We start from the raw sequence: 14,229 nt of genomic DNA on the forward strand, positions 1-14,229 counted from the left end.
CTAGAGATGCGCCAGATACTCGGTGACGACCGGGCGCAGGCTCTGGGCGCCCTGGTTGCGCGCGTCCTGGATCAGCTTGCGCAGCTCCTGCAGATCGGCGCGCCGAATCAGATGCTTCACCGGGCCTATGGAGGCCGGCCGCATTGACAGCGCCCGGATGCCCAGGGCGGCGAAGGTCAGGGCCTCCACCGGCCGCCCGGCATCCTCGCCGCAGAAGCTCAGCGCCGTGTCCGTATGCCGGCAGCGCACGATGATGCGCTCGATGAAGGTCAGGAAGGCAGTGTCCAGCGTGTCGTAGCGGCGCCGCACGCGCTCGTTCTCGCGGTCGGCGGCGAAGAAGAACTGCTTCAGGTCGTTGCCGCCGATGGAGATGAAATCGCAGGCGGCATAGAAACTGTCCTGCGCGAAGGCAAGCGAGGGGGTCTCCAGCATCGCGCCGATCTTCAGCTCCTCGGGCACCGGGCGGCCGCGCGCGGCCTCGCGGTCGCGCTCGTGCAGAAGGGCGCCGCGGGCATCGTGGAACTCGTCGGGCGTCGCGATGAACGGGAACATCACCGAAAGTGGGCGGCCGCCTGCGGCGCGGATCAGCGCCTGCAGCTGCATGCGCAGCACGCCGGGCTTGTCCAGCCCGACGCGGATCGCGCGCCAGCCCATGGCCGGGTTGGGCTCGTCTTGCGGCTTCATATAGGGCAGGACCTTGTCCGAGCCGATATCGAGCGTGCGGAACTGTACCCGCTTCTCGCCCGCGGCATCCATCACCCGGCTATAGAGCGCCGCGAGCTCCCCCCGGCGCGGCACCCGCGCGCGGGTGAGGAACTGCAGCTCCGTGCGGAACAGGCCGACGCCATCGGCGCCCGAGCCCTTCAGCGAGGGCAGGTCCGCCATCAGCCCGGCATTCATCATCAGGCTGATCGTCTGGCCCGACCGGTCGGTCGCGGGCAGGTCGCGCAGGTCGGCGTAGCGTTTCTGCGCCTCGGCGGCCATGGCGATCTTGTCGCGGAAGGCGGCGGAGACGCTCTCCTCCGGGCGCAGGTGCACGATGCCCTGATCGCCATCGACGAGGATCGAATCGCCGTTCAGCGCCTCGGTGGTGATGCGCTCGGCATGGATCACCAGCGGGATCGCCAGCGCCCGCGCGACGATGGCGGCATGGCTGCCGACGGAGCCCTCCTCCAGCACCACGCCCTTCAGGCGGCGGCCATAGTCCAGAAGCTCCGCAGGCCCGATGTTGCGCGCGACCAGAACCGGGTCCTCCGGCAGCGCGGCGCCGGTATCGCTGCCCTGGCCGGTGAGCAGCCGCAAAAGCCGGTTCGACAGATCCGCCAGATCGTTCAGGCGCTCGCGCAGATAGGGGTCGGGCGAGCGTTCGAGGCGCGCGCGCGCGGTCGATTGCTCCTTCTCCACCGCGGCTTCGGCGGAGAGGCCGAGGCCGATATCCTCGCCCATCCGCTGCACCCAGCCGCGCGAGCCCGCGAGCATCTTGTAGGCCTCCAGGACCTGACGCTGCTCCTTGTCCATGGTGGCGGCATTTTCCAGCAGCCCGTCGATCTGCGTGCGCAGCGCCGAGACCGCGTCCTCCAGCCGGGCCCGCTCCGCATCCGGGTCGTCGCCGACAGGGTTCGTCACCACCACGCGCGGCTCATGCAGCCAGACCCGGCCCTCCGCCGCGCCCTCCTGCCCGGTGGCGCCGCGGAACAGCACCGGGAAGCGATGCGTCGCGCCGATGCCATGATCGGCGGTGAAGGCCCCGAGCTCGGTCATTTCGGCCAGCACCATGGCGACCACTTCGAGACCATAGACATCATCGTCCAGAAACTGCCGCGCATGTTTCGATTGCACCACCAGCACGCCGAGCTTCTCGCCCACGCGCTGGATCGGCACGCCGAGGAAGCTGGAGAAGATCTCCTCCCCGGTCTCGGGCATGTAGCGGAAGCCGGGCTCGGAGGGCGCGTCGCCGGTGTTGATCGGGGCCCCGGTGCGGGCCACGCGGCCCACGAGGCCTTCGCCCAGCCGCATCCGGGTGTGATGCACGGCGGCCGCGTTCAACCCTTCCGTGGCGCAGAGCTCCAGCGTCTCCGGGTCACGGAACAGATAGATGGAGCACACTTCGGTGCCCATCGAATCGGCGATCAGGCTGGTGATCCGGTCCAGCCGGTCCTGACCACCGCCGGGCGTCGCCAGCGTATCGCGCAGGCGACGCAGCAAGGTGCGACTGTCGCCTTTGCTGCGATCGGGCATGTCCGTCTCGCGCCCCCTGTGGCATGACCCTGCGTTCTACAAGGCCAGGAGATTACTCAGGCGGCCTTGTCCAGTTCGAAGGCATCATGAAGTGCCTGCACCGCCAGTTCCATATATTTCCGGTCGATCAGCACCGAAATCTTGATCTCGGAGGTTGTGATGACCTTGATGTTCACGTTCTCGGCGGCGAGCGAATCGAACATCTTCGCGGCGACGCCGGCATGCGAGCGCATGCCGATCCCCACCACCGAGACCTTCGCGACCTCGGTGTCGATGATCAGCTCGTCATATTTGATCTGGCCCGCGGCTTTCGCATCTTCCAGCGCCTTCTGCGCGCGCCCGACCTGGTTGATCGGGCAGGAGAAGGTCATGTCGGTCACGGCGCCCGGATGGGCCTCGTCATAGTCTTTTTCCGAGATGTTCTGCACGATCATGTCGACGTTCACGCCGGCATCGGCCAGCGGCCCGAAGATGGCCGCGGCGATGCCGGGGCGGTCTTCGATGGTGAACAGCGTGATCTTCGCCTCATCACGGGAAAAGGCGATACCGGCGACGGCTTTCGATTCCATGATTTCATCCTCACCGCAGACAAGGGTCCCAGAGTTTTCGTCGGTGTCCTCGAAGGAGGACAGCACCCGCAGGCGCACATTGTAGCGCATCGCCAGCTCGACCGAGCGGGTCTGCAGCACCTTCGCGCCCAGCGAGGCGAGCTCCAGCATCTCCTCGAAGGCGATCTTGTCGAGTTTGCGCGCCTTGGAGCTCACCCGCGGATCGGTGGTATAGACGCCGTCCACATCGGTATAAATATCGCAGCGTTCCGCGTCGAAGGCGGCGGCAAAGGCCACGGCGGTGGTATCGGAGCCGCCCCGGCCCAGCGTGGTGATCCGGCCCTCGGGCGACAAGCCCTGGAAGCCCGCAACCACCGCGACCTTCATGCCTTCGGCGAATTTCTGGTCGATATTGGTGCGGGGAATATCCACGAACCGCGCCGCGCCATGGGCCGAGGTGGTGTTGATCGGCACCTGCCAGCCCTGCCAGCTGCGCGCGGGCACGCCCATTTCCTGCAGCCGCAGCGCCATCAGCCCGGCGGTGACGTTCTCGCCCGAGGCGACCACGGCGTCATATTCGCGCGCGTCATAGAGCGGCGAGGTCTTCTCCACCCAGCCGACCAGCTCGTTGGTCTTGCCCGACATGGCCGAGACGATGACGATGACGTTGTAACCACGCTCGACCTCGCGCTGGACCTTCGCCGCCGCATTGGCGATGCGATCGAGATCCGCGACCGAGGTGCCGCCGAATTTCATGACGAGAAGCGGCATGATACTCCCCCTGAACGTCTCCGGACCCAGTGCCCGGCAGTCGCCGCCCCTGCTAGCGGAAGGGGCGTGCGCATGCAAGAGCGGGCGGGATCAGTTTGCCTTGCGCGGCGGAAGGAAGGGCAGGGGCGTCACCGCAATGCCGTCCTCGATCAGGGCGCGGGCCTCTTCGAGCTTCGCCTCACCATAGATCGCGCGCTCCGGGCTTTCGCCCTCGTGGATCGCCCGGGCTTCGGTGGCGAAGTTCATGCCCACATATTCGGAGTTCTCCTCCACCGCGCGGCGCATGGCGGCCAGCGCCTCCTCGGTGGGCGAGCGCGGCGCGGCCAGCGGGCGCTCCTTCTGCACCGCGGGCGCCATCAGCGCCTTTTCGACATCGCTCGTGCCGCAGACCGAACAAGCGACCATGCCCGCGGCCCGCAGCTTCTCGAACGCCCCGGCGGAGGCGAACCAGCTGTCGAACTCGTGGTCATTGGCGCATTTCAGGCTGTAGCGGATCATCTCGGGACCGTAGGGTTGATCCATGTGACATAGGCAATCACCGGATGAATGCAAGCCATCCTCAGTCGTTGCGGACCCGGCGCAGCAGCGCCGCCAGATCGGGCTCCGACACCAGCTTCGCCGCCCGCTTCAGCGACATCCACTTGCGCCGGCGCTGGCCCTTCTCCGGGTAGCGCGCGGCGAGCCTGTCGACATGGACGGGATAGACCTCGACCCGGCAGGGCATCGGCTCGCGCGCGATCAGCATTTTCTGCGCGCCATAGCTGCCGATGGCGGGGCCAGCCAGGCGGCCGATGACGCCGGCTTCCTCCCAGGCTTCGGTCAGGGCGGCTTCCGCGTTCGATCGGTCCTCCATCGCCCAGCCCTTCGGCAGCAGCCAGCGGCCGGTATCGCGCGAGGTGATTAGCAGCACCTCCGTCCGCCCGCCCTTGCGGCGCAGGCACAGGGCCGCGAATTGCACAGGCTCCACCCCGCTCGACTCGCGGAGAAGCTGGAGCTTCCGGTCGAATTTCATGGTCCTGCCTCTGGGTCGATGGGCGGCCTGGCGGCGCGTTCTGCTTGGTCCAGCGATAGGCGGCCAATATGGAGATTTCCATAACACGGCCCGGCCGACGGGCTTTTCTGGGCTCGATGGCCTAAATTTCTGCAGAAACGGCAGGAATGTGCTCAAGAATTGCGCAGGAAAGCGCCGGAATGCCGGCGGCAGCAGTCAGCTCTGCAAGCACAGATTGTGCTTCGAGGCCGAGTTTCGCCTGATCCTCCGACGATAGGCCGAAGGCCGCGGCGATTGCCGCCGCATCCGGCGTCAGCCGCCCGGCCCCCGCGGTATCCAGCGCGGCAAAAGCCGCCGCATGATTGTAGACCGAGGGCCCATGCGCGATGGCGCAGCCATAGGCTGCCGGTTCGAAAGGGGTATGCCCGCCCTTCGGCACCAGCGAGCCGCCGATGAAACAGACCCCGGCCGCGGCATACCAGTTCGCCATCTCGCCCATCGTATCGGCGAGCAGGACCGGCGCATCGGGTGCCGCACCGGACGAGCGGGTGGTGAAGCCGAGGCCGCGCGCCGCCATCAGCCGCGCGATGTCCGGCGCACGCCGGGGATGGCGTGGCGCGAGGATCAGGCGCAGGCCGGGGTGCCGCGCGCGGGCCTGCACGAAAGCATCGAGGACGATCTCGTCCTCGCCCTCATGCGTCGATGCGGCGAGCACCGTTTCGCCCCGCGGCCAGGGCAGGATTTCGGTGGGGGCGGGGGCGGCCACGGCGGTCTTCAGGTTCAGCTGCGCCAGTAGCCGCGAGGGCGGCAGGCCAAGCGCCACGAAGGCCGCTTCGCTGGCCTGGTCCTGTGCCGAGAGGGCGGTGATCGGCGCGGTGAGGGCGGGGCCGAGGCCCGTCTTGCGCCAGCGCCCGGCGGAGCGCGCCGACATCCGCGCCCCCGCCACCATGACCGGCAGCCCCCGCGCGGCGCAAAGCGCGAGCCGGTTCGGCCAGAGTTCGTTCTCGATCACCACAAGGCCCAGCGGCCGGTGCCGGCGCAGGAACCGGCGCAGGATCCAGCGGGCATCGAGCGGCGCCGCCCGCACCGCGATCCGGGGCAGGGCCCAATCCGACGCCATCTGCCGCGCGGTGACGGTATTCACCGTGATCTGCAGGCGCAGATCCGCCCGCCCGGCCAGCAGCGCCTCGATCAGCGGCCGGGCCGAAGCCAGCTCCCCGTTCGAGGCCGCATGCAGCCACAGCGCCCCGGGCGCCGCCGCCCCGCCGCCGAGGCGTTCGCAGAGCATGGAAGCGGGCTCCCTGCGGCGCAGCACCCGCAGCCCGAGCCGGAGCAGGAGCGCGGGCAGCGCGAACAGGAGCAGGAAACGATAGAGCAGCACGGGCGCCTCCGGTGGTTCGCCCCATGAAGACCGGCCGCCCGCGAGGATGCAAGGGCGGAAGCCCCGCTAGGCGCCTGCGCCGGGCACATGGCCCGCCGCAAGCAGATTGGCTGGCGGCGGGCGCCGGACCCGCTTCGGCAGGCGGCCGCCTCAGCCGGCGGCCAGCCGGCGTTCGTTGGCCGCGCGCAGGGCCTGATCCGACGGCGCGATATAGGTGTAGAACATCGGCACGACGAAGAGCGTGAACAGCGTGCCGATCAGCAGGCCGGAGAACATCACGATCCCCATCGCCTCGCGCGCGGCGGCCCCGGCGCCTTCGGCGATCACCAGCGGGATCACCGCCAGCGCCATCGCCGCCGTGGTCATCAGGATCGGCCTGAGGCGGGTGCGCGCCGCCAGCACGATCGCCTCGCGCCGGGTGTGGCCATGTTCGTCGCGCTGCTGGTTGGCGAATTCCACCATCAGGATCCCGTGCTTGGTGATCAGCCCCACCAGCGTGATCAGCCCGACCTGGCTGTAGATGTTCAGCGTGCCGAGGCCGAGGTTCAGCGGCACGATCGCGCCGAAGATCGTCAGCGGCACCGACATCATGATGATGAACGGGTCGCGGAAGCTCTCGAACTGCGCGGCGAGAACCAGATAGATCACCAGAACCGCCGCGCCAAAGGCGATGGCGATGGTGTTGCCCTGCGTGACCTCCAGCCGGGACTGGCCGGAATAGTCGATGAAGAAGCCTTCGGGCATGACCTCGTTGGCGATGTCGACGATGGTCTTCAGGCCGGTCCCGGTCGATTCCCCGGGCAGCGGCAGCGCGGTGATCGTGGCCGAGTTCAGCTGGTTGAACTGCTCGACCTTCGCCGCCATCACGCTGTTTTCGATCCGCACCACGGAGGAGAGCGGCACCATCTCCCCGGTCGCGGCGCGCACGAAGTAATTCCCGAGCTGCTCGGGGTTGGTGCGCCACTGTTGCGGCACCTGGGTGATGATGTCGTAGCTGTTGGAATCGCGGTCGAACTGGGCGATGGAGCCGCCGCCCACCAGAAGCCCGAGCGTGGTGCCGATATCGGCGACCGAGACGTTCAGCGTCGCGGCGCGGTCGCGGTCGATGGTGACGAGCACTTCGGGCGCATCGAAGGTGAGCGAGTTCTGCACCACGATGAAGCGGCCGGAGGCCTCGGCCTTCTGCTTGATCTCCTCGGCGATCTCGGCCACGCGGTCGGAGCCGTGGATCGACTGGATGATCACCGAAATCGGCAGGCCGCCGCCGGTGCCGGGCAGGGTGGGCCGAGCGAAGGCGAAGCCCTGCAGGCCGGTATTGCTGTCCAGCACGCCCTGGATCTGGGCCTGGATCTCCTTCTGGCCGCGGGCGCGCTCGGACCAGTCCTTCAGCGCCCAGATCAGGATGCCCATGGAATCGTCGCCGCCGAAGCCCGCGATCGAGAAATGGGCGCGGACCTCGTCGATATCGGCGGTGCCGCGGGAGATCTGGTCGATGTATTTGGCGGTGTAACTGTCGGTCGCGTAGCGCGGCCCGTTGACGATCGACATCACCGCGCCCTGATCCTCCTTGGGGGCGAGCTCGGTCGAGGTGTTGCGGAACATGAACACCATGACCCCCACCAGAACCGCCACCACGATGAGCGTGAGCGGGCGGAAATCGAGCGAGCGGTTCACCTGCCGCTCATAGCCGCCTGCGAGGCGCTCGAAGGTCTTGTCCACGAAATTCTGGAAGCCCGAGGCATGGCCCGCTTTCAGGATCCGCCCTGCCATCATCGGGGTGATGGTGAGCGCGATCACCCCTGATAGGATCACCGATCCGGCGAGGGTGAAGGCGAATTCCTTGAACAGCGCCCCGGTCAGCCCGCCGGTGAAGCCCAGAGGCGCCAGCACGGCGGCAAGCGTGATGGTCATCGCGATGACCGGGCCGGTGATTTCCTTCATGCCCTGGATCGCGGCCGGGATCGGTTTCATCCCATCCTCGATATGGCGGTGGATATTCTCCACCACCACGATCGCATCGTCGACGACGAGCCCGATTGCCAGCACCATTGCCAGCAGCGTCAGCAGGTTGATCGAATAGCCGAGCGCCACCAGCACCGCCAGCACCCCGATCAGCGAGAGCGGAATGGTGACGATGGGCATCAGCACCGAGCGGAACGAGCCGAGGAACAGCAAGATCACCACCACCACGATCACCACGGCCTCGGCGATGGTGCGGAACACCTCTTCGATCGAGGCGGAAATGGTATCGGTGGAATCGTAGACGAGCTCGATCTTCATGCCTTCGGGCAGGCCTGCGTTGATCGCGGGCAGCTCCTTCGTGACCGCCTCGGCGGTATCGAGCGGGTTCGCGGCGGGCGTCGGGTAAATGCCGATGAAAGTCCCGGCCTTGCCCTCGAAGGTCACGATCTCGCCCGATTCATCGGAGGCAAGATCCACCAGCGCCACGTCGCGCAGCCGCACCACCGCATCGCCCTCGGCCCGGATCGGCAGGTTGCCGAAGGCTTCCGGCGTCTGCAGTGTCGATTTCAGCGTGATCGCGGCGGTGTAATATTCGTTCTTGGTCTTGCCCGGCGCCGAGAGGAAGTTCGACGAATTGATCGCGGCGAGCACCTCTGCGGCGGTCACCCCGCGCGCGGCCAGCTTGTCGGGGTCGATCCAGACCCGCATCGAATATTTCGACGCGCCGATCACCTCGATCTCGGCCACACCCGGGATCGTGGACATCCGCGGCCGGATCACCCGCTCGATATACTCGGTCAGCTGCTCCTTGGTCATGTTCGGGTTGAGCGCCGCCAGATACATGAGCGCGAAGGTCTGGCCGGTGCCCTTGACGATCACCGGGTCCTCGGCATCGACGGGCAGGTCCGAGCGGACCTGCTGCACCTTCGCCAGAACTTCGGTCATCGCCGCATCGGGGTTCGAGCCGAGCTTCATGTTGACCGAGACGATCGAGACCGAGGGCGTCGAGGAGGAGGTGACGTAATCGATGTTCTCGGTCGTCGCCACCGCTTCGGCGATGGGCGCGGTGATGAAGCCCTGGATCAGGTCCGGCGCGGCGCCGGCATAGGTCGTGGTGATGGTCACCACGGTCTCGTCCACCTTCGGGTATTCGCGGATCGGCAGGTTGAAGAAGGCCGCGACGCCCAGCAGCAGCATGAACGCGCCAACCACCATCGACAGGACGGGGCGGCGGATGAAGATTTCGGTGAAATGCATCGCGCCGTCCTCAGTTCGCCGCCGGGGCGGGCTCATCGGTGATCTTCACCGCGGCGCCGGAGCTCAGCCGGTTCTGCCCGGCATTGACGACCTTGTCGCCGGCCTTCAGCCCGGAGCGGATCTCGATCCTGTCGGCCGAGCGGCGCCCGAGCGTGACGAATACCTGCCGCGCGACCTCCTGCGCCCCGGAGGCGCCCTCGGGCGTCTCCATCCGCACCACATAGACGGAATCGCCATAGAGCGAGGAGGCGACCACCGTCTGCGGCAGCGCGATGACATTGCTTTCCTCGGGCAGGTTCACCCGCACCCGCAGGAACTGCCCCGGGGTAAGCGCGCCCTGCGCATCGGGCAGCAGCGCGCGCACCGTGACCAGTCGCGAATTCGGGTCGATCTTCGGGTCGATGCCGATGATCGTGCCCGAAACCGTGGTCTCCGTCTCCTCCGGATTGACGGAGACGGTCATGCCGCTGCGGATCAGGGCCGCCTGCTGCTCCGAGAGGCTGAAATCGACGCGCATCTGGCTGCGGTCCTGCAGCGTGGCATAGACCGTGCCGGGCGAGACATATTGCCCGACATCCACCCGCGGAATGCCGATCGTGCCGCCGAAGGGCGCGTTCATCTGCTTCATCGTGAGCACCGCCTCCAGTTTCGCCACCTGCGCCTCGGCCGAGACCGCCTCCGCGGCTGCTGTGTCGAGCGTGCTGGTCGATTGCACGCCGCGCTCTTGCAGCTTGCGCGCGCGGGTCAGCGTGGTCTGCGCCAGCGCCGCCGTGGCGCGCGCGGCATCGAGGTCCGCCTTCTCCTGACGGTCGTCGATCTGCACCAGAAGCTGGCCCTGCGTCACCGCGTCATTGGCGCGGAAATAGATCTCGCGCACGATGCCGGAGGCTTCGGTGGACAGGTCCGTCCCCTGCAGGGCGCTCGCGGTGCCGATCGCCTCGATCCCGGGCGTCCAGTTGCCGGGCACCACTTCCGTCACCGTGACCGGAACCGGGGGCAGCTTCATGTTGGCGAAGATATCCGCGATCATCTTCGTGCGGAACAGGTTGAAGCCGACGATTCCGCCGCCGATCACCACAATGATGAAAAGCGCGAGAATGATGCGTTTGATCATGATCTGTCCCGTCAGTGAATGCGCAGGGCACCTGAGTGCCGAATTGTGAACTGCAAAGTTCAGAATTTCCGAACCAGAGTCAATTCTCCGCGTTTCAGATGTGATCCTGTGGCCGGATTGGCAAGTCTTCGTGACATCTTTGTCGCGCGGCGGCGGCGGCGGGGTATTGCCAGAAGGTCGCGCTTTCCGTCCATCGCGAATGGGCGCATAAAGGGTCCGGTCGGCAGGAGGAGGTCGGCTTCCGGAGGTGCGCTGCCGGAACCTACCATCCTGTAGCAGAACAAGAAGGATCCGATCCATGTTCTTCGACCCCTTGACCCCGATCTCCATCGCATTGCAGGCGACGCGCATCGGCATCGAAGCGCAGACCGTCATCGCCATGCGGCTCGCGGGCATGGCCGGGCTTTGGGACACGCCGCCCTCCGAGGTGACGCGGATGGTGGTGGAGAAGGCCGAAGCCGCGATCGAGGCGCTGGAGGCTTCGGCCTGGGCGGCGCTCGAGGGCAAGGCGCCCGATGCCGTGCTGGCGGCGGGGATGACCGAGATCGGGCGTTATACCTCGCGCAACCTGACCCGGCTGAGCAGCATGGGCCCGGCAAAAGGCCCCGCCTTCTGGTAACGATGCCTGTCGCCTTCATGCCGTCAGGCGGGGGGCAGGTTCCCTGGCAACAATTCGTTAACCATGACATGGCACCCTCCGCGCAGGAGGTGCCATGCGCTATTTCGTTTTCGGGCTGCTGCTGGCCGGCTGCGGGCATTCCCCTGCGCCACAGTTTTTCGGCGCGGACCGGCATGAGGTGACCACCGGAGGGGTGCGCTTCGTCGTCTACCAGAAGGAGGATCAGGCCGAAGTGGTTCGCCTGGGCTTTCTGACCCGGCGCCAGCGCGATGCGGTGCCCGTCCTGATGACCCGCGCGGCCGAAGAGGCCACCGGCTGCCGGGTGACCGGCCCCGCCGCCGGGCCGTGGCGCTCGCCCTCCCTTCCGGGCGATACCGGCGAGGCGCGGCTGCAGCTCAAATGCCCGCCGATTTGACCGGGATCAAATACGAATTCACAAAAATGAATAATATATCCGGTGACCTGATACCGGAGACCAAGACATGCGACTGCTTTCGATCGTCTATGCCCTCGTGGGGCCCACACTGGCCGGAATGCTGATCACAGCAGCACTCACGCTCAATATGGTCGATGCCCGGTCGCTGATCGCCGCAGCGGGGGCGGGGTTCGTTCTGGGCCTGCCGGTGGCCTGGCTGGTCGCGCGGCAGCTCCAGCGGCTGAGCTAACGCCCGAGGAAGGCTTCGACCGCCGCCTCGACCTCGCGCGGGCGCTCGGCATGCAGCCAGTGCCCGGCTTCTACGCTCGCGAACTCCGCCTTGGGGAACAGTCGCGCGATCACCGGGCGGCTTTCGGGCCTGACATAGGGCGAAAGCGTCCCATACAGGAACAGCGCCGGTCCGGTATAGGGCGCGGTATCCTCAGGCAGCGGCCAGGACAGGATATCGGGCAGGCAGCGCTCCAGCGCATCCAGGTTCAGCTTCCAGCGCACCGGCCCGTCGCGCAGCTCCAGCGATTGCAGCAGGAAGGCGCGCGTGCCCGCGTCGGGCACCGTTTGCGCCAGCCGCCGGTCCGCCTCGGTGCGCGAGGTCAGATCGTCGATCTTCAGCCCGCGCATCGCCGCGATCAGCCCCAGATGATAGGAGCCATGCCAATAGGGCACCGGTGCCACATCGGCCACGATCAGCCGGTTCACCAGCCCGGGATCGCCGAGCGCCAGCGTCATCGCCGCCTTGCCGCCCATGGAATGGCCGAGCACGTCACAGGCGCGCCCTTCGGCCCCGATCACTTCGGCGAGGTCGGCGGCCATCTCCGGGTAGGTATGGCTGTCGAACCAGGGGCTGTTGCCGTGATTGCGCTGATCGACGGCGATCACCTTGCGCCGGGCGGAGAGGTTGCGCGCGATCACGCCCCAGTTGCGGGCGGATCCGAACAGGCCGGGCACGATGAGCAGGGGCGGGGCGGCGGTGTCTTCGCCGTGAACGATGGTATGCAGCATGGCGCGACGCTACTCCCGCGCGGGACGGGGTGCCAGAGGAGATTGCGGCCCGCAGGCCGGCCGGATAGGCTCCGCCCATGGATACGACGCGCATTCGACAGATGACCGCGCAGGTCTCGCAGCTGCTGGCGGACCGGCTCGGCGCCCGGGGGCCGACGCTGCGCGCGCAGGTGGATGGCGCGCGGGCGCTGCCGCGCCGGGTGCGCAAGGCGGCCGGGATCCTGGCCGAGGCGGAGATGCTCTCGGCCTCGCCGCGGATGGCGCGGCGGCTCGATATGGCGCAGATCGGCCGGGCCCATGCCGCCTGCGTGAAATACCTGCGCCCGATCGGGGCGGGGGCACGGGCGCGCCGCTTCGTTCTGGATGTGACGGTGAGTGTGGTGCTCGGGCTGGTGGTGATTGCGGCTGCGGCGATCGGGCTCGCGCATTGGCGCGGCTTCCTCTAGCCCGGCCTCCGGGCATGGAAAAGCCGCAGCCCCCGGAAGGAGCTGCGGCCCGGAATCAGAGCGTCGGGTAGATCGGGAAGCGCTTCAGCAGCGCCTCCACCTTGCCCTTCACCGCGGCTTCGACCTCGGCGTTGCCCTCTTCGCCATTCGCGGCGAGGCCATCGACCACTTCAACGATCAGCCGGGCGATTTCGCGGAATTCCGCCTCCTTGAAGCCGCGGGTGGTGCCCGCCGGGGTGCCAAGGCGGACGCCCGAGGTCACCGTGGGCTTTTCCGGATCGAACGGGATGCCGTTCTTGTTGCAGGTGATGTGGGCGCGGCCGAGCGCCTTCTCGGTCGCATTGCCCTTCACGCCCTTCGGGCGCAGGTCCACCAGCATGACATGCGTGTCGGTGCCGCCGGTCACGATATCGAGGCCGCCCTTCATCAGCTCGTCCGCGAGCGCCTGCGCATTCGCCACGACCTGCTTCGCATAGACCTTGAACTCGGGGCGCAGCGCCTCGCCGAAGGCCACGGCCTTGCCCGCGATCACATGCATCAGCGGGCCGCCCTGGATCCCCGGGAAGATCGCCGAATTGACCTTCTTCGCGATCTCTTCGTTGTTCGTCAGGATCATGCCGCCGCGCGGGCCGCGGAGCGTCTTGTGCGTCGTCGTGGTGACGACATCGGCATGCGGGAAGGGCGAGGGATGCTCGCCGCCCGCCACCAGGCCGGCGAAATGCGCCATGTCGACCATCAGCCAGGCGCCGACCTCATCCGCGATCTTGCGGAATTCGGCGAAATCGATCTGCCGCGGAATGGCCGAGCCGCCCGCCACGATCAGCTTCGGCTTGTGCTCATGGGCCAGTGCGCGGACCTGATCGTAATCCAGGCGGCTGTCTTGCTTGCGCACGCCGTACTGGATCGCGTTGAACCACTTGCCCGACTGGTTCGGGCGCGCGCCATGGGTCAGGTGGCCGCCGGCATCGAGGCTCATGCCGAGGATCGTGTCGCCCGGCTGCAGCAGCGCGTTGAACACGCCCTGGTTCGCCTGGCTGCCCGAATTCGGCTGGACGTTGATGAACGCGCAGCCGAACAGCTGCTTCGCCCGCTCGATCGCCAGGTTCTCGGCCACGTCCACGAACTGGCAGCCGCCATAGTAGCGCTTGCCCGGGTAGCCCTCGGCGTATTTGTTGGTCATGACCGAGCCCTGGGCTTCCATCACCGCCTTGGAGACGATGTTCTCGGAAGCGATCAGCTCGATCTCGTCGCGCTGGCGGCCGAGTTCCAGCTCGATCGACTTGAAGATCTCGGGGTCGCGGGTCGCAAGGCTTTCGGTGAAAAAGCCGGTGTCGCGCTGGTCAGTCATCGCCGTCTCCTGGCACGAAGGAAAAATGTCGCGGCTCGTTTATCGCAGAAAATGCGTATCCGAAAGCGCTCAAAGCGACCAAAGTGGCATTTGGCGCGGCACGGACGTACCCGATCGTG

The 14,229-nt window shown here is 67.2% G+C and carries 13 protein-coding genes; 4 read left to right on the top strand and 9 right to left on the bottom strand.

What is annotated here, in order from left to right; genetic code table 11:
* The 7 genes from ptsP to ACOMG5_RS06155 form a co-directional block, all read right to left on the bottom strand.
* On the bottom strand, positions 1-2,238 hold the full coding sequence (gene ptsP / locus ACOMG5_RS06125) for a phosphoenolpyruvate--protein phosphotransferase (protein ID WP_420342912.1): 2,238 nt from the start codon (positions 2,236-2,238) through the stop codon (positions 1-3).
* Between the two features lie 56 nt (positions 2,239-2,294).
* Complete coding sequence (locus tag ACOMG5_RS06130; RefSeq protein WP_420342913.1) at positions 2,295-3,557, bottom strand: aspartate kinase; 1,263 nt, start codon at positions 3,555-3,557, stop codon at positions 2,295-2,297.
* A 90-nt stretch (positions 3,558-3,647) separates the two neighbouring features.
* Entirely contained in the window at positions 3,648-4,055 is a 408-nt protein-coding gene (locus ACOMG5_RS06135) for a DUF1178 family protein (RefSeq protein WP_420342914.1), read from the bottom strand.
* A 61-nt stretch (positions 4,056-4,116) separates the two neighbouring features.
* The gene (locus ACOMG5_RS06140) at positions 4,117-4,569 is read right to left on the bottom strand and encodes an NUDIX hydrolase (RefSeq protein WP_420342915.1); all 453 of its coding nucleotides are present in this window, start codon (positions 4,567-4,569) and stop codon (positions 4,117-4,119) included.
* A gap of 121 nt (positions 4,570-4,690) precedes the next feature.
* On the bottom strand, positions 4,691-5,929 hold the full coding sequence (locus ACOMG5_RS06145; protein ID WP_420342916.1) for a 3-deoxy-D-manno-octulosonic acid transferase: 1,239 nt from the start codon (positions 5,927-5,929) through the stop codon (positions 4,691-4,693).
* 150 nt (positions 5,930-6,079) lie between these two features.
* Positions 6,080-9,148 carry an efflux RND transporter permease subunit gene (locus tag ACOMG5_RS06150; RefSeq protein ID WP_420342917.1) on the bottom strand — a complete coding sequence of 1,023 codons (3,069 nt, stop codon included), beginning with the start codon at positions 9,146-9,148 and terminating at the stop codon, positions 6,080-6,082.
* A 10-nt stretch (positions 9,149-9,158) separates the two neighbouring features.
* A complete protein-coding gene (locus ACOMG5_RS06155; RefSeq protein ID WP_420342918.1) occupies positions 9,159-10,262 on the bottom strand; it encodes an efflux RND transporter periplasmic adaptor subunit in 1,104 nt (367 codons plus the stop codon).
* A gap of 298 nt (positions 10,263-10,560) precedes the next feature.
* On the opposite strand from ACOMG5_RS06155, the gene ACOMG5_RS06160 reads away from it, so the two are divergent.
* From ACOMG5_RS06160 to ACOMG5_RS06170, 3 genes are all read left to right on the top strand, one after another.
* Positions 10,561-10,881 carry a hypothetical protein gene (locus tag ACOMG5_RS06160; RefSeq protein ID WP_420342919.1) on the top strand — a complete coding sequence of 107 codons (321 nt, stop codon included), beginning with the start codon at positions 10,561-10,563 and terminating at the stop codon, positions 10,879-10,881.
* 94 nt (positions 10,882-10,975) lie between these two features.
* A complete protein-coding gene (locus ACOMG5_RS06165; protein ID WP_420342920.1) occupies positions 10,976-11,296 on the top strand; it encodes a hypothetical protein in 321 nt (106 codons plus the stop codon).
* A gap of 67 nt (positions 11,297-11,363) precedes the next feature.
* A complete protein-coding gene (locus ACOMG5_RS06170; protein WP_420342921.1) occupies positions 11,364-11,546 on the top strand; it encodes a hypothetical protein in 183 nt (60 codons plus the stop codon).
* Here ACOMG5_RS06170 and ACOMG5_RS06175 read toward each other — a convergent pair.
* Complete coding sequence (locus tag ACOMG5_RS06175; RefSeq protein WP_420342922.1) at positions 11,543-12,316, bottom strand: alpha/beta fold hydrolase; 774 nt, start codon at positions 12,314-12,316, stop codon at positions 11,543-11,545. The two genes, ACOMG5_RS06170 and ACOMG5_RS06175, sit on opposite strands and share 4 nt — an antisense overlap.
* Before the next feature lie 77 nt (positions 12,317-12,393).
* Between ACOMG5_RS06175 and ACOMG5_RS06180 the strand changes: the two genes are divergently transcribed.
* Positions 12,394-12,762, top strand: coding sequence for a hypothetical protein (locus ACOMG5_RS06180; protein ID WP_420342923.1), 369 nt, complete (start codon positions 12,394-12,396; stop codon positions 12,760-12,762).
* 55 nt (positions 12,763-12,817) lie between these two features.
* On the opposite strand, the gene glyA is transcribed toward ACOMG5_RS06180, so the two are convergent.
* On the bottom strand, positions 12,818-14,110 hold the full coding sequence (gene glyA / locus ACOMG5_RS06185) for a serine hydroxymethyltransferase (RefSeq protein WP_420342924.1): 1,293 nt from the start codon (positions 14,108-14,110) through the stop codon (positions 12,818-12,820).
* Positions 14,111-14,229 lie beyond the last annotated feature (119 nt).

The organism is Paenirhodobacter sp. (assembly GCF_041916475.1).
In the GTDB taxonomy this organism is placed as follows: Bacteria; Pseudomonadota; Alphaproteobacteria; order Rhodobacterales; family Rhodobacteraceae; genus Rhodobacter.